The organism is Pseudomonas sp. R3-56 (assembly GCF_051132075.1).
In the GTDB taxonomy this organism is placed as follows: domain Bacteria; phylum Pseudomonadota; class Gammaproteobacteria; order Pseudomonadales; family Pseudomonadaceae; genus Aquipseudomonas.
Genome location: NZ_CP071657.1, coordinates 3,212,765 through 3,233,589, shown reverse-complemented (window position 1 = coordinate 3,233,589; position 20,825 = coordinate 3,212,765). Strand labels below are relative to the sequence as shown.

Annotated in this window: 16 protein-coding genes and 1 pseudogene; 6 read left to right on the top strand and 11 right to left on the bottom strand. The window is 63.0% G+C overall.

Annotated elements, in window-relative coordinates; genetic code table 11:
• Positions 1-298: 298 nt before the first annotated feature.
• Positions 299-2,956, bottom strand: a complete 2,658-nt coding sequence (locus tag J3P96_RS14545; protein ID WP_434651825.1) for an excinuclease ABC subunit A — start codon at positions 2,954-2,956, stop codon at positions 299-301.
• Positions 2,957-3,607: 651 nt separating this feature from the next.
• Between J3P96_RS14545 and J3P96_RS14540 the strand changes: the two are divergent.
• Together J3P96_RS14540 and J3P96_RS14535 are read left to right on the top strand one after the other, a co-directional pair.
• Positions 3,608-4,054: pseudogene (locus J3P96_RS14540) on the top strand (MCP four helix bundle domain-containing protein); the annotation flags it as partial.
• Positions 4,055-4,069: 15 nt separating this feature from the next.
• Positions 4,070-5,230 carry a methyl-accepting chemotaxis protein gene (locus J3P96_RS14535; protein ID WP_434631326.1) on the top strand — a complete coding sequence of 387 codons (1,161 nt, stop codon included), beginning with the start codon at positions 4,070-4,072 and terminating at the stop codon, positions 5,228-5,230.
• 174 nt (positions 5,231-5,404) lie between these two features.
• Here J3P96_RS14535 and J3P96_RS14530 read toward each other — a convergent pair whose 3' ends face one another.
• The 3 genes from J3P96_RS14530 to J3P96_RS14520 all read right to left on the bottom strand — a co-directional run bounded on the left by J3P96_RS14530 (position 5,405) and on the right by J3P96_RS14520 (position 11,220).
• Entirely contained in the window at positions 5,405-7,144 is a 1,740-nt protein-coding gene (locus J3P96_RS14530; RefSeq protein ID WP_434651823.1) for a dipeptidase, read from the bottom strand.
• A gap of 398 nt (positions 7,145-7,542) precedes the next feature.
• Positions 7,543-9,546 carry a peptidase U32 family protein gene (locus J3P96_RS14525; RefSeq protein WP_434651821.1) on the bottom strand — a complete coding sequence of 668 codons (2,004 nt, stop codon included), beginning with the start codon at positions 9,544-9,546 and terminating at the stop codon, positions 7,543-7,545.
• A 105-nt stretch (positions 9,547-9,651) separates the two neighbouring features.
• Positions 9,652-11,220 (bottom strand): sensor domain-containing diguanylate cyclase, encoded by a 1,569-nt coding sequence (locus tag J3P96_RS14520; RefSeq protein ID WP_434651819.1) that lies wholly within the window; start codon positions 11,218-11,220, stop codon positions 9,652-9,654.
• 128 nt (positions 11,221-11,348) lie between these two features.
• On the opposite strand from J3P96_RS14520, the gene J3P96_RS14515 reads away from it, so the two are divergent.
• Positions 11,349-11,807, top strand: coding sequence for a metallophosphoesterase family protein (locus J3P96_RS14515; RefSeq protein ID WP_434651817.1), 459 nt, complete (start codon positions 11,349-11,351; stop codon positions 11,805-11,807).
• 10 nt (positions 11,808-11,817) lie between these two features.
• On the opposite strand, the gene J3P96_RS14510 is transcribed toward J3P96_RS14515, so the two are convergent.
• From J3P96_RS14510 to J3P96_RS14500, 3 genes are read right to left on the bottom strand one after another with little or no spacing between them, the layout of a single operon-like run.
• Complete coding sequence (locus J3P96_RS14510) at positions 11,818-12,720, bottom strand: sugar phosphate isomerase/epimerase family protein (protein ID WP_434623917.1); 903 nt, start codon at positions 12,718-12,720, stop codon at positions 11,818-11,820.
• A gap of 45 nt (positions 12,721-12,765) precedes the next feature.
• Positions 12,766-13,935: a Gfo/Idh/MocA family protein gene (locus J3P96_RS14505; RefSeq protein WP_434651815.1), complete on the bottom strand. Its 1,170-nt coding sequence runs from the start codon at positions 13,933-13,935 to the stop codon at positions 12,766-12,768.
• Positions 13,936-13,955: 20 nt separating this feature from the next.
• On the bottom strand, positions 13,956-14,879 hold the full coding sequence (locus J3P96_RS14500; RefSeq protein WP_434651813.1) for a TIM barrel protein: 924 nt from the start codon (positions 14,877-14,879) through the stop codon (positions 13,956-13,958).
• Positions 14,880-15,006: 127 nt separating this feature from the next.
• On the opposite strand from J3P96_RS14500, the gene J3P96_RS14495 reads away from it, so the two are divergent.
• The 3 genes from J3P96_RS14495 (at position 15,007) to J3P96_RS14485 (ending at position 17,021) form a co-directional block, all read left to right on the top strand.
• Complete coding sequence (locus J3P96_RS14495) at positions 15,007-16,062, top strand: LacI family DNA-binding transcriptional regulator (protein ID WP_434651811.1); 1,056 nt, start codon at positions 15,007-15,009, stop codon at positions 16,060-16,062.
• A gap of 90 nt (positions 16,063-16,152) precedes the next feature.
• Positions 16,153-16,719 (top strand): chalcone isomerase family protein, encoded by a 567-nt coding sequence (locus J3P96_RS14490; protein WP_434651808.1) that lies wholly within the window; start codon positions 16,153-16,155, stop codon positions 16,717-16,719.
• Positions 16,716-17,021, top strand: a complete 306-nt coding sequence (locus J3P96_RS14485) for a DUF6482 family protein (protein WP_434651806.1) — start codon at positions 16,716-16,718, stop codon at positions 17,019-17,021. Before J3P96_RS14490 ends, J3P96_RS14485 begins: the two co-directional genes overlap by 4 nt.
• Positions 17,022-17,036: 15 nt before the next feature.
• Here the strand turns inward: J3P96_RS14485 and J3P96_RS14480 are convergent, their stop codons facing one another.
• Genes J3P96_RS14480 through J3P96_RS14465 form a run of 4 tightly spaced genes read right to left on the bottom strand, consistent with a single transcriptional unit; the run spans position 17,037 to position 20,824 of the window.
• On the bottom strand, positions 17,037-17,528 hold the full coding sequence (locus J3P96_RS14480) for a DUF2878 domain-containing protein (protein ID WP_434623906.1): 492 nt from the start codon (positions 17,526-17,528) through the stop codon (positions 17,037-17,039).
• Positions 17,525-18,793, bottom strand: coding sequence for a class I SAM-dependent methyltransferase (locus J3P96_RS14475; protein ID WP_434651803.1), 1,269 nt, complete (start codon positions 18,791-18,793; stop codon positions 17,525-17,527). Before J3P96_RS14475 ends, J3P96_RS14480 begins: the two co-directional genes overlap by 4 nt.
• Positions 18,765-19,580, bottom strand: coding sequence for a DUF1365 domain-containing protein (locus tag J3P96_RS14470; protein ID WP_434651800.1), 816 nt, complete (start codon positions 19,578-19,580; stop codon positions 18,765-18,767). The genes J3P96_RS14475 and J3P96_RS14470 overlap by 29 nt, the downstream gene beginning before the upstream one ends.
• Positions 19,577-20,824 carry an NAD(P)/FAD-dependent oxidoreductase gene (locus J3P96_RS14465; RefSeq protein ID WP_434651797.1) on the bottom strand — a complete coding sequence of 416 codons (1,248 nt, stop codon included), beginning with the start codon at positions 20,822-20,824 and terminating at the stop codon, positions 19,577-19,579. Before J3P96_RS14465 ends, J3P96_RS14470 begins: the two co-directional genes overlap by 4 nt.
• Between the last annotated feature and the right edge of the window lies 1 nt (position 20,825).

The following is a 20,825-nucleotide window of genomic DNA, read 5'->3' as shown; positions in this document are numbered from 1 at the left end:
GGAGCGAAAAAGTTGTGACCGCATATCGGCGAAGTGTCAAAAAACTGATAAACGGTTGTGTGGATTGTCGACGTGTAACGTTTCATTGACGCTTTTATGGCTTGGCGAAATAACTGTGGGTGAATGCGGCTGAGGCGCTAGCTGCGCCATGTGAAGAGTGCTTTCGTGGCGAGGGAGCTTGCTCCCGCTCGGTGGCGCAGCCGCCGCAAACCAGGCGCTGCGGTGTGCCTGGCGAAATGAAGTGATTGCCTGTGGGGCTGCTTTGCAGCCCAGCGGGAGCAAGCTCCCTCGCCACGGTTCATCGTGCGGGTTGCAAAGCTCTTTTCAGGAACGGCGCGGTGCGGCTTTCGTCACAGTCTGCAACGACCTCTGGCGCACCGCACACCACCACGTTCCCGCCCTGTGTCCCGGCTCCCGGGCCGATGTCGATGACCCAGTCGCTCTGCGCCACCACGCGCATGTCGTGTTCCACCACAACCACCGTATGGCCTTCGTCCACCAGGCGATTCAACTGCACCAGCAGGCGATCCACGTCCTGGGGGTGCAGACCGTTGGTAGGCTCATCCAATACGTAAAGGGTCGCGCCCCGAGCCTTGCGTTGCAGCTCGGTGGCCAGCTTGATCCGCTGCGCCTCGCCGCCGGACAGCTCGGTGGCCGGTTGGCCAAGGCGCAGATAACCCAGGCCGATGTCTTGCAAGACTTGCAACGAGCGCCTGGCCGACGCTTGTTCGGCGAACACTTCTAGAGCCTGGTTCACCGTCAGTTGCAGCACTTGGGAAATGTCCAGCCCCTGCCAGGTCACGTCCAGGGTCTGCGGGTTGTAGCGGGCCCCATGACAGGTCGGGCAGGGCGCATACACGCTAGGCATGAACAACAGCTCGACGCTGACGAAGCCTTCGCCTTCACAGGTTTCACAACGACCCTTGGCGACGTTGAAGGAAAACCGTCCGGCATCGAATCCCAGCGCCTGCGCCTGTTCGGTAGCGGCGAAGAGTTTGCGCACGTGGTCGAACAGCCCCGTGTAGGTGGCGAGGTTGGAGCGCGGCGTGCGGCCGATGGGTTTCTGGTCGACCTGGACCAGTCGCTTGATTGCGTCGAGCCCGGCGCTGACCCGGCCGCCACTGGTTTGCACCGGTTCGTCTTCCAGGCTCTGCTCCTCGGCTTCCGCGTTGGGGTTGGCCTGGCCCAGATGGGCACCGACCAGGTCCAGCAGGGCCTGGCTGACCAGGCTGGACTTGCCCGACCCGGAAATGCCGGTCACCGCCGTGAAGCAACCGAGTGGAAACGCTGCGCTCAGGTTGTCGAGGTTGTTGCGGGTGATGCCTTCCAGGCGCAGCCAATCCTGGGGTTCACGGGGGATGCGCGCGGTGGCGCGGTCTTCGGCGAACAGGTAGGCGCGGGTCCGGGACTCGGGCACTTGACCGAGGCCATCGGGTGGTCCGCTGTAGAGGACCTTGCCGCCTTGCTCACCGGCGTCCGGGCCGACGTCGATCAGCCAGTCGGCGCGACGCATGGTGTCGAGGTCGTGTTCGACCACGAACACGGAATTGCCCGCGGCCTTCAGGCGTTGCAAGGCGCCGAACAGCGCCTCGCTGTCGGCCGGGTGCAGGCCGGCGGAAGGTTCGTCCAGGACATAGATGACCCCGAACAGCTGGGAATTGAGCTGGGTGGCCAGGCGCAGGCGCTGCAATTCGCCGGAAGACAGCGTCGGCGTGCTGCGCTCCAGGGCCAGGTAGCCAAGGCCCAGGTCAATCAGCGTGACGATCCGCTCCAACAATTCGGCGGCGATGCGTTGGGCCGCCAGGCGCTTTTCGAGGGACAGGTTCGGCGTGTGGCGCGCATCCGGTCCGCCGGCGTGCGGGTTGTCGCCGCGGGCGGCGCGTTGCTCGCGGGCCTCTCGGGTCTGGCTGTGGCTGAGCACGTCGCCCGGCTCTTCGGGTTGCTCCAGATAGTCGGGGGCCGCGACGGTCTTGAGCACTTCGGCCAGTTCCAGCAGCGCCAGGTTGGACAACTGCGCTATGTCCAGGCCCGCGAAGGTGACGGTCAATGCCTGACGCTTTAGGCGTTTGCCTTCGCACATCGGGCAGGGGCTGGCGCGCATGTATTGCGCCACGCGCTTGCGCATCTGCGCGCTTTGCGAATGCATGAAGGTATGCAACAGATAGCGTCGGGCACCGCTGAAGGTGCCTTGATAGCTGGGTTCGAGCTTGCGCTTGAGCGCTTCGCGGGTCTGGGCTGGGGTCAGCCCTGCATATACCGGGACGGTGGGGGTCTCTTCGGTAAACAGAATCCAGTCGCGCTGCTTTTTCGGCAGGTCGCGCCAGGGAACGTCGACGTCATAACCCAGGGTCACCAGGATGTCGCGAAGGTTCTGGCCTTGCCAGGCCATGGGCCAGGCCGCCACGGCGCGTTCGCGGATGGTCAGCGACGGATCGGGCACCATGGAGGCCTCGGTCACCTCATGGACCCGTCCCAGGCCGTGGCACTTCGGGCAGGCGCCCTGCGGGGTGTTGGGCGAGAAGTCCTCGGCATACAGCATCGGCTGGTCCGCCGGATAGCTGCCAGCGCGGGAGTAGAGCATGCGGATCAGGCTCGACAGCGTGGTGACGCTGCCCACCGAGGAACGTGCGCTGGGCGTGCCGCGTTGCTGTTGCAAGGCAACCGCCGGCGGCAGGCCCTCGATGCTGTCCACGTCCGGCACGCCCACCTGGTCGATCAAACGCCGCGCGTAAGGCGCGACCGACTCGAAATAGCGGCGCTGGGCTTCGGCATAAACCGTGGAGAAGGCCAGCGATGACTTGCCGGAACCCGACACGCCGGTGAACACCACCAGGGCATCGCGGGGGATGTCCACGTCGACGTTCTTGAGGTTGTGTTCGCGGGCGCCACGCACCCGGACAAAACCGGCGCCTTCGGGCAAAGCCGCAGTTGAAGCAGGGGCGGAGCGTGGGGGCATCGGGCATTCCTTGTGTACGTCGGTGGTGCCCTTCGGGGCGTTGTGGCGTGGAGAGTGGACTGGATCACAGCGCTGACCATTATGCGACCGGGCGCGACGCTTCTTGTGCAATAAAATTTACTCCGGGCTCGAGAGATGAAAGCTCTTGACCGCTTTCGTGGCGAGGGAGCTTGCTCCCGCTGGGCTGCGCAGCGGCCCCAAGGAGGCTTACCGCGATGAACCTGACACACCGAGAGCAGAGGTTTTGGGACTGCTTCGCAGCCCAGCGGGAGCAAGCTCCCTCGCCACGGGATTTTAGGAGGACGCAAATCGAGCGGTTGAGCCCACAGTATTCAATCGAGTTGTTTTCAGTTGCGTAATTGATCGCGGCTTACCAGCAGGTGGGCGTTTTCCGTAGGAAAACAGGTAATCAGCCTGAATTTCTCCCTGCGTGCGCTGCAAATCAGAAACGCCCTACAACATGAAACAGTCCATCCGCACTAGCATTTCCAGCAGTTTCTGAACCCTCTATTCCACTCTCCATTTTCACCGGACCGGCACTAGCCGTGGATCCGGCGAGCGCGGCTTCTGCTGCCCGGGCATCTGCTTCAGGCACAGTAACTGCGGGCCAGGATTCGTTGAACAGAGCCCCTGAAAGGAAATGTTTTGATAATGACCAGACTCACCATTGCCCAGCGAATCGTCATGGGTTTTTCCATTGCGCCCATCGCTTTGATCGCCGTGGCGTTGTACGCCTTGTACGACCTGCGGATATTGCGCGACCAGGCCGAAGTGGTCGCCCAGCGAGACTGGCCGAAAATCGCCCCGATCATGGCCATCGCCACGGGGGTGCGGGATAACGCCAGCCACATTCGCGAACTGTTGATCGACAGGAACGATCCCCTGGCCCAGACGTCCATCGACAACACGCGGCAACGCATCGACAAAGCGCTGGCAACGCTCGGGCCGTTGCTTGATCGAAGGCCCGAAGGCAAGGCGGCTTTAGCGGCCCTGAAAAAGAATGGCGAGGTCTACCAGGCCGCTTTTTCGCAAATGCAGGGCTTGATTCACCGGAACGTGCCCCATGAGGCGGTGCTGCAGCTGGAGCAATCCGTAACCCCGGCGGAGCAGGCGATGTACCAGAGCCTGGACGGACTGATGGCGATGCAGGACCGTCTTTTTGACGAGCGTGAGCGCGGGGCCCAGACACGCTACCAGGACGCGCAACTGCATTTGCTGATGATGGTGCTGGCGTGCCTGGCCCTGGTGGCGACGGTCGCGGTGCTGGTGACCCGCAGCGTTACCCGGCCACTGGGCGGTGAGCCCGGTGATGCGGCGCGGATGCTGGGCCATATCGCCCAAGGCGACCTGACCATTGAGGTGCCCGTGGGGGCGGGCTCGGGCGATAGCATGATGAGTAACATGCACGAGATGCAGCAGAGCCTCCACTCCATGGTCCGGCAGATCGCGACCTCGGTGGATCGGGTCGCCAGTTCCTCCGAGGAGTTGAGCGCCGTGAGCAGCCAGACCAGCAGTTCCTTGCAACTGCAGGGAATTGAAATCGAACAGGCGGCGGCAGCCGTGAACCAGATGACCGCCGCGGTGGACGATGTGGCGCGCAATGCCATGAGCACCAGCGAAGCATCGCGGATTTCCGAGCAGACGGCCCTGGATGGTCGTGAGCAGGTCCAGGAGACGGTAGCGTCCATTTCCGTGCTGGCCGACGGCGTGAGCGAAGCCGCGGAGCGTATTCAGCAACTGGCCGGGCGGGTCCAGGACATCAGTTCGGTGCTTGACGTGATCCGCAGCATCGCCGAGCAGACCAACCTGCTGGCCTTGAATGCCGCCATCGAAGCGGCCCGGGCAGGCGATGCCGGCCGCGGCTTCGCGGTCGTCGCCGATGAGGTAAGGGCGCTGGCCCACCGCACCCAGGAGTCAACCCGGGAAATCGAGGAAATGATCGGCACGATCCGCCGCGAAAGCGGGGACGCGGTAACCGCGATGCAAAGCAGCAGCGAACTGGTACAGGCGACGTTGCTAGTAGCCCGGCGCTCCGGCGAAGCCTTGGACGCGATTGCCTGCTCAATCTCGCAGATCAACGAGCGCAACCTGATGATTGCCAGTGCCACCGAACAACAGGCGCTGGTGGCCCGGGAGGTGGACCGCAACCTGGTCAGCATCCGCAACCTGTCCGAGCAGGTCTTGCAGGGAGCCCAGCATACCGATACGGCGGGGCAGGACCTGGCACACATGGCGGAGTCGCTGCATCAGACGGTGGCGCGGTTCAAGGTGTAACTAACGGTTATCTGTCCCCTCTGGATGCCATGAGCCCCGCGATCCCCTGTGGGAGCGAGCCCCGTGGCGAGGGAGCTTGCTCCCGCTGGGCTGCGCAGCAGCCCCAAAAATCTTGCGGTCGCTGCGCAACCGAGCGGGAGCAAGCTCCCTCGCCACGGGGGGGGGCGTGCAGTTTTAGAGCTTCGGCAACTGCCCGATCCGCCCCATCATCTCGGTCACGACCTGCAGGTCCAGCAGGAACTGCTCAACGGTCTTGAACTCGTTATCGTTGTGCCCGGTGTACTTGACGTCGGGCATGGCCAGGCCGAACTGCACGCCGTTGGGCAGATCATGAACCGAGGTGGCGCCTGCAGACGTGCCGAACTTGTGTTCCATGCCGAGATTCTCGGTGGCAACGGCGAGCAGAGCCTTGACCCATTCACCTTCGGGATTGCGGTACATCGGCTCATCGATGGAGTTTTCGAAGGCCACGGCAACCTTGGATTTCTTCGCCCAGGCCGAAAGTCTGTCGTCAATTTCAGTCTTCAGCGCTTGCGTCGGCTTGCCCACGGGCACCCGCAGGTTGACCGCGAGCTTGAAGGCCTTGTCATCCATCCCGACGTAGGTCAGCGAGGCGGTCAGCGGACCCATGAACGCGTCGGAAAAACCGATACCGAGTTTTTTCCCCAGGTAATCCAGACCCCAGTTGTCGGCGGCATAGCGCGCGGCGTCGGTGATGTGATTGTGCTTGAGTCCAACGGTGCCGTTCAGGCCATTGATGAATACCAGCATCCTGGCGACCGGGTTGACGCCTGACTCGGGCTCGGAGGAGTGTGCCGAAACGCCGGTGAAGGTCAGCTTGACTGTGTTATCGACGACCTCGCTGGCCACTTGAAAGTCGCCGCCATTGGCCTTGGCAAAGTCGGTGCCCGCCTTGACCAGGCTGGCAGCCATCTCGGCGGGCTTGTCCGTGGTAAAGGTTGCCACAGAAGTCGACGGGATCTGGTTGGTCGCCATGCCGCCCGTCAACGCCGTGATCTCGGCACCTTGACCCTGTGCCGCCCGGCGCGGGAAATTCGCCATGACCGTGCCATAGCCTTTCTCGGCAATCACCACCGGGTAGCTGCCGTCCAGCGCCAGGTTGTAGTTCGGGGTCGGGTTACGCTCGAAGTAATAAGGAATAGCGTCGCCGGTGGTTTCCTCGGTGGTATCGACCAGCAGCTTGAAGTTGCGCGCCAGTGGCAGTTTTTCTTCCTTGATGATTTTCATGGCGTAGAGCGCCACGACGATGCCGTTCTTGTCGTCTTCGGTGCCGCGGCCATACATGCGATCACCCACCAGGGTGACCTTGAAGGGATCAAGCTTGGTGCCATCCTTGAGCACCCAGTTTTCCGGCGTGACCGGCACTACATCGGCATGGGCGTGAATGCCCACCACTTCGTCACCCGAGCCTTCGAGGGATATCTCGTAGACGCGGTTGTCGATGTTGCGAAAGTTCAGGTTGAAGGACTCGGCCAGGCTCTTGATCTTGTCGGCGATCTTGAGAAATTCAGGATTTTCATGCTGGGTAACGCCGTCCTTGCGATAGGTCGGGATTTCCACCAATTGGCGCAAGGTTTCGGTGGCGGCTTTGCCGTACTTTACCCGGGCGTAGATACCCAGCAGGCGATGAATTTCGTTCTGCTGTTCCGCCGACAGGGTCTTGTTGCCCTGGAAGGCGCTGATGGCCGGGCCGAGGTTGGCGGTTTTTGCAACTTCGCTATTGGCGACGCTTGCGAGGAACTGGCGGAAATCGTTGACCGAGCTATCAGTGAAATTTTTGACCAGGGTCGCGCTCTGTTGCGCGGAAATGTTGGCGTAGGCCGACATCGAGAAAGACGACAGGCTGGACAGGACGAGGGTGGCGATAGCGAGACGCTTGAACGGGAAGTTCATGGTGGGGGGCATTCCTTTGCAGGGAAAAAGTGACGGTATGAAACAATCACTTACAACCTAGCATCATGAATGCGCGATAGGGGAGCCCTTTGAACGGAATCTGTCGCCCGACAAAGCGAAAACGGCGCAGAAATGAAAATCCCCTGTGGGAGCGTAAAGCTGTTCACTTAAGAAAAAATGATGGACCTGTGGCGAGGGAGCTTGCTCCCGCTCGGCTGCGAAGCAGTCGTAAAGCCGGCGGGTGCGGTGTGTCTGATGCTCCGCATTTGGCAGGTTTTGGGGCCGCTTCGCGGCCCAGCGGGAGCAAGCTCCCTCGCCACGGGTTTGTGAACAGCGTTACTTGTGGGAGCGAGCCTGCTCGCGAAGAGGACAGCACAGTCAATCGAGATCCATCTGACTCAATGCGCTCCACGCGGGATCGTCTTGAGCAAGTCTTCCGGACTGATATGACCGACCACCGGCTGCGCCGTGCTACCGGGCAACGGCAGGTCAAGGATGTGCCCCTTGATCTTGCCCACCACATGCATCTCGCAGGGTTTGCAGTCGAACTTCAGCGTCAGCACTTCATCACCATGGATCAACTGCATCGGCGCAACCTTGGTGCGTACGCCGGTGACGCCCTTGGCCTGCTTGGGGCAAAGGTTGAAGGAAAACCGCAGGCAGTGCTTGGTGATCATCACCGGGACTTCGCCGGTTTCCTCATGGGCTTCGAACGCCGCGTCGATCAGCTTGACCCCGTGGCGGTGGTAGAAGTCCCGGGCCTTCTGGTTGTAGACGTTGGCCAGGAATGACAAATGCGACTCCGGGTATACCGGCGGCGGCGTGGTCTCGGCCTTGCGTCCGCCCCGTGGGTGCGCCGCGACACGCGCTACGGTCAAAGCTTCGATGACTTCGCGGCGCAACGCCTTGAGCTGGGAGTTGGGAATGAAATAAGCCTGGGGTGCATCCAGTTTGATCGATGTGGCGTGGTATTCGGTGGTGCCCAACTGGCCGAGCAGGTCTTGCAACTGCTCCAGGGCCTGCTCCGGCTTGTTCGCCAGGCCGAAGGGACCGTCCAGGGCGACGCTGGCGCTGATGCCTTCCTCGCTGGTGGCGGTCAACTCCAGGCGATCTTCGCGCAAGCGAGCGACCCAGGCCAGGCCGACGCGACGCTCGGCGGAGGTCTTGAGCAGTGCTTGCTGCCAGTTGTGATCGAGGTTGCGGCTCAGCGCATGGTTGGGGCGCAACTGGTACAGGCCGGCCGGCATCTCGTTGGGTTCGACGCGGTAGCGGTAGCGCTGCTTGCCGTCCTCGTCGAGGAATTCACCCTTGGGTTCGGCGATGTTGGCCCGGAAGCCAACCACTTCGCGCTTGACCAGCACGTTGAGGCCGTCACCATTGGACAGCGGATCAAAGGTCACCACTTGCAGGTCGCGCTTGCCGACTTTTTCCACCACGCCCACCGGCACGCCGGTGAACGTCGGGGAGTCGAAGGCGCCGATGTCGATCTTGCGCTCGCTGACGAAGTAGTCGGTGCTGCCTCGGTGGAAGGTCTTGTCCGGGTCCGGCACGAAGAAATGCGCGGTGCGGCCGCTGGAGGCGCGGGCCAGGTCCGGGCGGTCTTCGAGGACATCATCGAGGCGCTGGCGATAGTAGGCGGTGATGTTCTTCACATAGCCCATGTCCTTGTAGCGACCTTCGATCTTGAACGAGCGCACGCCCGCTTCGACCAGGGCGCGGATGTTCGCGCTCTGGTTGTTGTCCTTCATCGACAGCAGGTGTTTTTCATAGGCGACAACCCGGCCCTGGTCATCCTTGAGGGTGTAGGGCAGGCGGCAGGCCTGGGAGCAATCGCCACGGTTGGCGCTGCGCCCGTTCTGGGCATGGGAAATGTTGCACTGGCCGGAAAACGCCACGCACAGCGCGCCGTGAATGAAGAACTCGATGGCCGCATCGGTCTCGTCGGCAATGGCGCGGATTTCCTGCAGGTTCAGCTCGCGGGCCAATACCAGCTGCGAGAAACCGGCCTGGTCGAGAAACTTTGCCCGGGCCAGGGTGCGGATGTCGGTCTGGGTGCTGGCGTGCAGCTCGATCGGCGGAATGTCCAGCTCCATGACGCCCAGGTCCTGGACGATCAGCGCATCGACGCCGGCGTCGTAGAGCTGATGGATCAACTGGCGGGCCGGCTCCAGCTCGTTGTCGTGCAGGATCGTGTTGATCGTGGTGAACACCCGGGCGTGGTAGCGATGGGCGAATTCCACCAGCCCGGCGATATCGCTCACCTCGTTGCAGGCGTTGTGACGCGCGCCGAAACTCGGGCCGCCGATGTACACGGCATCGGCGCCATGCAGAATGGCCTCGCGGGCGATGGTCACGTCGCGGGCGGGGCTGAGCAATTCCAGATGATGTTTAGGCAAGGACATGTTTTTTTAGTCAGGCTGGTCACGGTCGAAGCGCGCATTGTAGCCGCCAGGCGCCGGATCGGCACCTGTGCAGGCCAGTGTTGGCTGAAATCAACCGATATGCGGTCAGGCCTGGGAGGCGCCGGCGCTGCACCAGCGGTTTCGCCCGGTGTTCTTCGCCAGGTACAGGAAGGCGTCGGCGGCCTTGATCAGCATCGCAGGGCTGACGTCCTCGCTGCTCGGCTGGCAGGTGGTGATGCCGGCACTGATCGTCACGATCCCCAGCGGGTGGTCGCCGTGCTCAATGTTCAAGGCCCTGACGGATTCAAGGATTTGCTGCGCCACTTTGGCCGCACCTGCGCTATCCGTGTTCGGTAGCAGCACGGTGAACTCTTCACCGCCGTAGCGGACGGCCAGGTCTCCCGGTCGCTTGATGGTCTGCCCGATCGCGCCCGCAATCGCCCGCAGGCAATCGTCGCCAGCGGCATGGCCGTATTTGTCGTTGTAGCGTTTGAAGTAGTCGACGTCGAGCATGATCAGGGCCAGGGACGAGCCTTGGCGCTTGGCCAGGCGCAGCTCGTCGGCCAAAGCGATGTCCAGCCGCCGGCGATTGCCCAGCCCGGTCAGGCTGTCGGTCAACGCCATGTCGCGCATGGCCTGGTGGGCGCTGCGAATCTCCGTTTCCATGGTCATGCGGTAGCGCAACTGGCTCAGGACGATGAGCCCGAACCCGACCAGAATCGCGATCAGGAATACCAGTACCAGGCCGGTCTTGAGCAGGTCACGACGCCACGGGGCAATGATCGATTCCCGCGACAGGCCGGCTTCCACCACCAGCGGGTAGGTGGTCAGCGCCCGGTAGCCATACAGACGCTCGGTGTCGTCGACGACGGCCCTGGCTTCGGCGACGCCCTGGTTGGAAGTCGGCAGATGCTCCCGGAAGATCACGCTGTTGACGAGGCTCTTGCCGATCACCGCCGCGACGAAAGGCCGGCGGACCAGGATCGTACCGCTGCGCTTGGCCAGGACCAGCGCGCCTTTGCCGTCGATCTTGAAGTCGCCGTAGTAGTCGACGAAATAACTGACCTTGACCGTCCCGAGCATCACCCCGGCGAACGAGCCATCGGGGTTGTTCAAGCGGCGGGAGATGGGGATGATCAGGTCGTTGGTGGATCGGCTCTTGACCACATCGCCAATACGTACGCCTCGATCCTCGTGGGTGCGGTGGTACTGGAAGTAGTCGCGGTCGGCGTTGTTCGCCATTTCCGGAATCACTTCCTTGTCCGTCACCAGCCATTGGCCGTCCGGGCCGTAGATGAACAGTCCGTGCAACTGCGGCATGATCGCGGCCTGCTGCACCAGCAGCCGATGAATGCGCGGGATGTCCATGTTCTGCAGGCCGTCGCCTTCCACGCGTTCGGCGAGGGCGGCGGTGACCACGTCCACTTGTCGGATGGTGTCTTCGGCGTGTTGGGCCGTCGCCCGCGCCAGGTTCGTCACCGAATCGCGGGCAGACGCAAAAGCCGCCCGATAGTCTCGCCAGGTGCGCCAGCCTTCGACCGCCAGGAAAGCCACGATCACCACGAGCATGAAACTCACGGTCAGCCGAAATGCAGCCCCGGCCCGCACAGCTTGCGGGGAAAAGGCTTGATCGGGGCTTTCAATCCTGGGCTCCGGCCGTTTGCGTCCGAGCATTGATATATCCTTCTACACGACAGGGCTTGGCGCTTCAGCGCGCAGCCTATCCTATTCGATTTCAGCACGTTAGCTAACTGCGACGAGGCAGCTAAAGCTGACGACACACCGTAGGGGAGGAAGGTTTCATGAAAGTGGGCGTGATTTCAGATACCCATGGCCTGCTGCGCCCCGAAGCAATGGCCGCGCTGCAAGGCTGCGAGCGGATTATTCATGCCGGTGATATCGGCAGCCCGGAGATCCTCGAGACGTTGGCCGCCATTGGCGAGCTGCACGTAGTGCGGGGCAACAACGACCTCGGCGCCGATTGGGCAGGGGATATCGCCGACAGCCTGCGATTCGAAATCGGCGGGTGGCAGGTGCTGTTGGTCCACGACATTGCCGATGTGCCGGCGCTGCTCGATGCCGATGTGAGGCTGGTGATCACCGGCCATTCGCACAAACCCTTGATCGAATGGCGCGGCGAGCGGCTTTACCTCAACCCTGGCAGCGCCGGCCGGCGGCGGTTCAAGCTGCCGGTGACGCTGGCATTGCTGGAAGTAAGCGGACAGGCGATCGAGCCGCGTATCGTGCCGTTGCTCGCCTGACCGGCACGGACTACTTGAAGTACTTGTCCACGTACGCCTGGATTTCCTGGCGCATGAATCGCCCCGAGTCATCCGCGCGTTCTTCCCAGCCGAACACGCACGCTGTGACGATGCCATCGAAGCCGGTCTTGGCCAACTCGCCGAAAAACAGGTCCCAGTCGATCTCGCCCTGGTGCATGTCCATGTGCTGGTGCACGGTCACTTTCGCTCCGGGCGGGTTGACGATGTAGCGCAGCCCCGACGAAGCCTTGTGATTGTAGGTATCAGCGATGTGGACATGGGCGATCATCGATCCGGCTTCGGCGATCATGGCTTTCATGTCGTCGCCGAAATAGAACGTGTGCGGCGTGCAATAGAGGAACTTCACGTTGTTCGAGCCGAGGGTCTTGAGCATGTCCAGGGCCGGGTGCAGCGTCTCGCACCAGTCTTCCGGATGAGGCTCGACGTTCAATGTGACCCCCTCCGATTCCAGGATCGGCACCAATTCTTCCATGGAGCGCCACCAGGCCGCTTCGCTGGACTCATGGCTGTGTACGCCGCCGCAACAACTGACCTTGTGCCCGCGATCCGGCGACGGTCCGCGCCCGAACTCCGAGTTCATCGTCGTGCACCCCATCTCCACGGCGACCTGGATCGCTTCCTTCCAGTAGTTCACTGCGGCCCGGCGTTCGTCCTCGTGGGGGCTGGCCCAGCGGTACATCGGCAGCAGCGAAGCCAGTTGCAGATCATGGTCGCGCAAGGCTTTCTTGAATTCGGCGATGCGCTCCTTGTGGGCGCGTGGGCGGACCCACCACGGCAGGAAGTCTTCCCGGGGCGACAGTTCAAGGTATTCGAAGCCGAGCTCGGCGGTCTTGCGGCACAGGTCCGGCAGGCTCAGGTGACGGTGCATGTAGGGATCGAGGGCGATTTTCATTGTTGTTCTCCATTAGGCAACACTGATTCAGCTGTGGTGAGGGAATCAATAGGCAACCCAGGCTGAATCCTGGTTGGCTGATTCCACGCAGCGTTCGACCCAGCGCACGCCGTCCACGCCGGCGTCGATGCCGGGGTAGCGCAGGGCGGCGAGCGCCTCGGCGTCGCCACGGTCGGCGGCGTCCATGGCCAGGGCGAACCGCCGATAAAGGTTCGACCAGGCCTCGAACAATCCTTCGGGATGGCCGCCGCCGATACGGTCATCCAGCAGGGCATCGGGGTGCAGGTAGCCCATGCCGCGCTCCAGGGTTTGCACGGGTTGGCCCTGGACTTCGAAGCTGAGCTGGTTGGGCCGCTCGTCCCACCATTCCAGGCTCGCCCGCGAGCCGATCACGCGAATCTTCTGGCCGTGCATGGAGCCGGCATTGACCGCACTCGACCAGACCATGCCCATGGCGCCGCCTTCGTATTCCATCAAGGTGTAGGCATTGTCTTCCAGTGGCGCGCGGCTGGCGACGAAGCTTTGCCGGCTGCACATCAGGCGCTTGATCCTGAGCTCGGGCAGCATCACCTTCGCCAGGTACAGCGGATGAGTGCCGACATCCCCCAGCACATAGCTGGGCCCGGCCTGGCGCGGGTCGACGCGCCACTGGGTCGCCGGGTTCCGCGCCTCCACCGGTGCGCTGTGAAAACCGTGGGCGAACTGCATGTGCACCATGCGAATTTCACCCAGCTCCTGTGCGGCGATCAGCGCCCGGGCCTGTTCGATCAACTGGTGCCCGGCGTATCCATAGGTGAGGCCGACGATGCGTCCTCTGGATCGCGCCAGGGTTCGCAACGCTTCGGCCTCTTCCAGGGTAAAGCACAGCGGTTTCTCGCAGACCACGTGCAAACCGGCTTCAAGCGCGGCGCGAGTGATGGCGTAATGCGTGCCGTTGGGTGTGGCGATCGATACCGCCTGGATGCCATCGGGCCGTTGCGCCTCAAGTTCGAACAGGCTCAGGTAGTCGGCGTAGCAGCGCGCTGGGTCGATGCCTAACTGTTCGCCAAAGGCCCGGCCACGGTCGGGGTCGATGTCCAGCGCGGCGGCAACCAGCTCGAAGTGGCGATCGCGCAGGGCGGCCGAGCGGTGGATGTAGCCGATCTGGCTGTGCTCGCCGCCGCCGACCATGGCCCAGCGGATAGGCCGTGCAAGGGTTTTGCTGCCGTTGATCATGAGAAAAGTCCTTATGCGGGTCAGAAGCCGATGTTGGCGAGGTAGGCGCGACTGGCTGCCACGTCGTCCAGGCTCGCCGCGGCGTCGCGCGGGTCGCGTTCCTGTTCGACGGTGATGCAGCCGTGGTAACCCAGCTCCTGCACCAGGCTGTGCAACGCCGGGTAATCGATGACGCCACGCCCGATGGGGCACATCACGCCACGGGCGCAGGCGGCAAAAAAACGGATGTGTTCGTTCAGCACCTGATCGAAAACCGTCGGGTCGATATCCTTGAAGTGCAGGTAGTCCAGGCGATGGGCGTAGGTGCGCAGCGATGCAACCGGGTCCATTCCTGCGTAATAGAGATGACCGGTATCCAGGCACAGCCCGGCGGTTTCGTGGGGAATGTCATCCACCAGGCGCGCCAGTTCATCGGCAAATTCGATATGGCCGCCAGCGTGAGGATGGATGACGGCACGGATGCCGTAGGTGTGCCAGGCGACCTCGGCGATGGCGCGAATGTGCGTCATCATTGCGCTCCAGCGGGCATCGTCCAGGCGGGGCGCGCGGTCCGAGTGGCCGGCGGCGTAGTCGCGCGCGTCGTGGCCCCAATCGATGATCACCAGGTAGGGACCGGCAAAGCGCTGGCCCGCTTGCTGCTTTATCGGCGGCAATTGTTTGAGCAGCGTGCAGATGCCATGGGTCTGGCGCAGCAGTTCGGGCAGGTTGGCCGGGCTCACCAGATCATCGAAAATCGTTCCCGCGACCACTTGCAAGCCAGTCTTGGACAAGGCTGGTTCGAGGATGCCGGTGTCCAGCGGCAGAAATCCGTAGGGCCCAAGCTCGATACCGCGATAACCGGCCTCGGCGGCCTCGTCGAGCACGCGTTGCCATGGCGGCAGGAACGGGTTGTTGACGTCGTCGACGCCCCAGCAGCAAGGCGCGGTGCAGATGTGGATCGTCATGGAGCACTCCGGCGATGTTGTTTTTATTGGCTTGGCCCTGATGCTATTGGGTTGCCGGAAGGGCGGCCATGGGGGCGTGGCTTAATCTGTCAAAACCCCTCATGATGCCGGGCAGAGGTGTCAAGACATGTCAGAAAATCCACGGCGCAAACTGCGTCCCACCATGGCCGATGTCGCTCGCGAAGCCGGGGTCAGCCTGTCTACCGTCGACCGGGTGCTGAATCTGCGTGCCGATGTGCGGGCCGATACCGCCCAACGCATCGCCACCGCCGCCGCACGACTGGGCTTCCATGCCAAGGGCGTGATCGAGCAGCGTGTGCTCAACGACCGTCCCACGTTGCGTCTGGGGTTCTTGTTGCAAAAAAGCGGCGTGCCCTTTTACCAGGGGCTGGCTCACGCGCTGTCAAACGCCGCCGCGATTTGCACCCGCGCGAGGATTCGCGTGGTCATCGGTTATCTCGACGATCTCGACCCGGTCAACGTGGCGCAACGCATCCTGGCGCTGCGCGATCAGGTGGACGGCCTGGGGGTGGTGGCAGTCGACCATCCTCGGGTACGCGAGGCCGTTGGCCAACTGCGCGAGACGGGCATTGCGGTGGTTGCGCTGCTGTCGGAATTGTCGAGTACCGCCGGCACCGGTTATGCCGGTCTCGACAATCGCCTCACCGGCCGTACGGCGGGCTGGTTCATCAGCCGCCTCGCCAGGCAGCCCGGACCGGCGGTGGTCATGCTCAGCAGCCAGCGCTTCCAGTGCCAGGAGCTCTGCGAGCTGAGCTTTCGCAGCTATCTGGTGGAGCATTCCAGCGAATGGGAACTGCTAGCTTCGCGCCTGACCCTGGAAGACGATGAATTCGCCTATGGCAACACCCTCGATCTGCTCACGGCTGAGCCCGATCTGGCGGGGCTTTATGTGGCGGGCGGCGGCATTGCCGGAGTGCTGCGGGCTTTGCGCAGCTTCCAGGCACAGCAACAGCGCCTGCCCGTCGTGGTGTGTCATGACCTCACGCCGCTCACGCGCGAAGCGTTGAAAACCGGCTTGGTCCAGGCAGTGTTGTCACACCCGGTGGTGACGCTGGCCGAACAGGCTGTCGATGCCTTGGTCGAGGCCGCAACAACCGCGCCGGCAGGGCCGGTGACCAGGAGAGTGGTTCCGCTTCAGGTTGATGTGCAGGAAAGCGTTTAGCGAAGCGTCCTACAATTTTTATACAGTATCTGTACAAGTGGTGCATTTTGTACAATTATCGGAGGCCTTTGAGAATCCGGAAATTCGTCGATGCACAGCTTTTTCGCAGCCGACAGAGGGCTGCTCGCTATCGTCAGTCTCGCCTTGGCGTTGTGCGCCAACCCCGCCGCCGCGGATTGGCGGGCTGAGTTGCCCCAAGCCCGTCTGGTCGGTGAGGCGGAGTTTCGCTGGTATGGTTTTGATCTCTATCAGGCCCGGCTCTGGAGCGCGGCGCCTACGCCCAGCCTGGACACTCCTTTTGCCTTGGAACTGGTTTACCGACGCACGATCCCCCGGCACGCCCTGGTTGAAACCAGTCTCGAAGAAATCCAGCGCGTCAGCGCTACGCCCCTCGGGGCGCAACGCCTGGACGCCTGGGCGGCGCATATGCGGCGGGCCTTTGTCGACGTCAAGCCTGGCACCCGAATCACCGGGCTGAACGTGCCTGGCAAAGGGGCACGCTTTTATGTCGATGGGCGCCAGTCTCACGAGGTCAACGATCCGCTGTTTGCCCGACATTTTTTTGCCATCTGGCTTGATCCTCGTACCCGTGAACCGGAGATGCGCCAGCGTTTGCTCGGGCTTGATCCAACCCGCAACAAGAGCAGTACGCCATGACTCTCAAGGAGTTGGTCGAGCTGGCTGTTGAGGGACGGGTCGTCGGGCTGGAACTGCTGTCCCTGGAGGGCGGGATCTATCTGCTGCGAGCGCGGCTGGACCGAGAAACACGCACATTGCTCGATGAGTCAGGGCGTACGTTGCGTGTGCGCTCCACGACCCATCTGCGGGAGCTGCTGCGTGACGTTCCGCGCTTGCCTTGCATGCTGGTGCAGCAGGTCGTCCACGATGAAATGTGCGGCCAGCGTGAAGAGCCCATCACGCCGTTACGGTTGCCGATTTTCCTCGATGAGCCTTGGTAAAACCGCCGCACCGGATCAGCGCGGGTCGGCCAGACGCACGGCCAATGGCAGCCACATCGCCCATAACGGTGCCAGGATCAACGCGGTGCCGGTTACGCCCAGCGGCAGCGTCACGCCAGCCAGCGGAGCGCCGGCACAATAGGCGAGAGGGCCACCAAGCATGCCGGCCAGGGCGCCACGCCATACGGGGCTGCCTGCCCAGGCCAGGCTATGCCGCAAACCCGTGGCGAAGACCAGCCAGAGCAGGGCCAGCCACAAGGGCAAGGGGCTCTCGTTGAACCCGAACAGGCCCAGGGCGCCGAGGCTCCCGTCCAACAGCATCCCGCTTGCCCCGACACGCAACAGCGCCTGGCACTCGCTTTTCGGATCGGGACACAACCCCAGGTGGACGCCTAACCCGGCGACGACCGCCAGCAGCCATGCGGGCTGTTGCGCTCCCAATACGCAGCCCCACCAGCCCAATTGCAGCCAGAGCGCATTGCCTATCAGCCAGCTGCGGCTCTTCATCTTTGCAGGTGTTCCTGCAAGGGCACGGGGCGAGCCGCTGGCGCAGCGAACAGCAGTTGCGCGACACCGATCGCACGCTCCTGGAATCCGCCCTCGCAGTAGCACAGGTAGAACTCCCACAGGCGCCGGAACGTCTCGTCATAGCCCAGCTCCAGCAAGGCCTGGCGCGATTGCCGGAAGTTGTCGTGCCAGTGCCGTAGCGTGCGCGCGTAGTGCTCGCCGAAGTCCTCCAGGTGCAACAGGTTGAGCGGCGTCTGGGAGCTGGCGGTCTGCAACAACACCGACAGCGAGGGCAACGCACCCCCTGGAAAGATGTGGCGCTGGATGAAATCCACCGAGCGGCGGGCCTGCTCGTAGCGTTGGTCACGGATGGTGATGGCTTGCAACAGCATCAACCCGTCGTCCTTGAGCAGCGCGGCGCAGCAGCGGAAGTATTCGGGCAGGTAGCGATGGCCGACCGCTTCGATCATCTCGATCGACACCAGTTTGTCGAAGCGTCCCTCCAGGTCGCGGTAGTCCTTGCGCAGCACTTCGATGCGCTGTTGCAGGCCGAGCGCCTCGACACGTTGGCACGTATGCGCGTACTGCTCCTCGGAAAGCGTCGTGGTAGTGACCCGACAGCCGTAGTGGGTGGCGGCATGGATAGCCAGGCTGCCCCAACCGGTGCCGATCTCCAACAGATGGTCACCTGGGCGCAGGTCGAGCTTGCGACAAATGCGTTGGAGTTTGTTGATCTGCGCCTGTTCGAGGCTCTGGTCGGGATTTTCGAACATGGCCGCCGAATACATCATGGTCGGGTCGAGCAAGCGTTCGAACAGGCTGTTGCCCAAGTCGTAGTGGGCCATGATGTTGCGCCGCGAGCCTTTGCGACTGTTGCGGTTGAGCCAGTGCAATCCGCGCAGCAACGGCCGCCCCAGGCGAGCGAGGCCGCTGTCCATCGCGTCGAGCACGCTGAGATTGGCGACGAACAGGCGAGTGACGGCAGTCAAGTCATTGCTGCGCCAGTAACCCTGAATGTAGGCGTCGGCGGCACCGATCGAACCGTTGCCAGCGACCATGCCCCAAACGGCATTGTCGAGTATCTCGATGTCGGCCACCAATGGGCTGGTCGCGTCGCCGAAGCTCAGGGGCTCGCCCTCCAGCATCAGGCGCAGGTGGCCATGACGCAAACGGCGCAGTTGCGCGAGTACGGCCTGTTTGAACAGACCGCCGCTCAATGGGCAGATACCGCCGGCCTTAGTGACGCTCAGGGTGGGTTCGGACATCGTCAGGATCCTCATGGACAGGTTCGCCGACACTCAGGTCGCCATGGCTGGCCTGGTGGTCGTGCAGGGGCGTGCGTTTGAAAAGCAGGCGCAGCGCCTGCCAGTAAATGGCGCTAACGGTGCGCAGGCTCATCCACGGGAAGGCCAGGAAATAACGACGCAATGCCGGCGCGTTCAGGGGCGCACGTTGCAAGGCAAGGTCGGCCTCGAACACCTTGTGGCCGGCACGCCAGTTCTCCATGCGTATGCGGATGCGGGTGTCCTGGATCAAAAAGCGCATGCGGTAATCCATGTCCCGTGGCAGGAAGGGTGAGACATGGAACGCCTTGGCGACCTGGAGCGCATGGGGCTCGCCAGGGCTTACCGGCAACACATAATGGTGGCGCTCGCGCCAGGGGGTGTTGCGCACTTCGCAGAGAATTGCCGCCAGGCGCCCGTCGGCTTCGTGGCAGAAATAGAAGCTCACCGGGTTGAACGACAGGCCCCAGCTGCGCGGTTGGGTCAGCAGGTGGATCGCGCCTTTGGGCGCTGATCCCAGAGCCTGCTCGAGGATCGTCCGCACCGCTTGGATCAGCGGAATACCTTCACGGGTCAGGGCCGGCAGGTAATCACGTTCACGCCAGCACAACGGGGCCATGCGCCACGGGCGCAGCAAGCGCGACAGGCCGAGCACCTGTTCCTGCTCGGCGAGGTCCAGGTAAAGCATGCCGATCGGGTAGCGGAACGCGTGCACCCGTGGCGTCTGGCGCCGGTGGCCGATCCAGCCGTGACACAGACTGCTGTTCAAAGGGTTTCTCCGAAATGCCGCGCCACCGCAAGCGCGCTGACCACGCCATCCTCATGAAAACCGTTGGCCCAGTAGGCACCGCAGAAATAGCTGTGCTGGCGTCCTTGCAGATCGCCCTGGCGTGCCTGTGCGGCCACGCCGGCGAGGCTGTATTGGGGATGGGCGTAGTCGAAGCGCGCGAGTACCTGGGCCGGGTCCACCGACTCGCTTTGGTTGAGGCTCACGCAAAACGTCACGGGGGCATCCAGGCCCTGGAGGATGTTCATGTTGTAGGTCAGCGCGGCAGGCGCCTCGGGCGGGCCGCCAAGCCGATAGTTCCAGCTCGCCCAAGCCTTCCGGCGCTGCGGCAACAGGCGGGTATCGGTATGCAGCAGCACCTCGTTGCGGGCGTAGGCCAGCGCACCGAGCACCTCGGCTTCAGCGACGCTGGGCGTTTCCAGCAAAGCCAGGGCCTGGTCGCTGTGGCAGGCGAACACCACCTTGTCGAACCGCTCGATACCACGACGGCTGTGCACGGTGACCCCATCGGCGTCGCGGTTTACCCGGCGCACCGGGCAATCGAGGTGGATATGCTCGCGCAAACCCGCGCACAACGGCTCGATATAGCCGCGCGATCCGCCTTCGATCACCCGCCATTGCGGACGCTGATCAACCGACAGCAGGCCGTGGTTGTGACAGAAACGCAGGAAAAACTGCAGCGGGAATTCCATCATCCCAGCCGGTGACATCGACCAGATCGCCGACCCCATGGGGAGGATGTATTGCTCGATGAAACGTCGGCCGTAACCTTGCGCGTGCAGGTAATCTCCCAGCCGGGTCGAGGCATCGATGCGCTGCGCCAGCAGGTCTGCGGTCGCCTGCCGGTTGAACCTGAGGATATCCAGGAGCATGCCCCAGAACCCCGGCGACAACAGGTTGCGTCGTTGGGCGAACAGGCTGCCCAGGGTGTGGCCCTTGTATTCCAGGCCGCTGGCCGGGTCATGCACCGAAAAGCTCATCTCCGTCGGGCGCGAAGCCACGCCCAACTGGTCCATCAGGCGAATGAAGTTGGGGTAGGTCCAGTCGTTGTACACGATGAAGCCGGTGTCTACGCCATAGCGCTGGCCCGCCCATTCGACATCCACCGTATGGGTATGCCCGCCGATCCGGTTGTCGGCTTCGAACAGACTGACCTGATGCTGGCGAGACAATAGATAGGCGCAGGTGAGGCCCGAGATACCGCTGCCGATAATTGCGATGCGCATG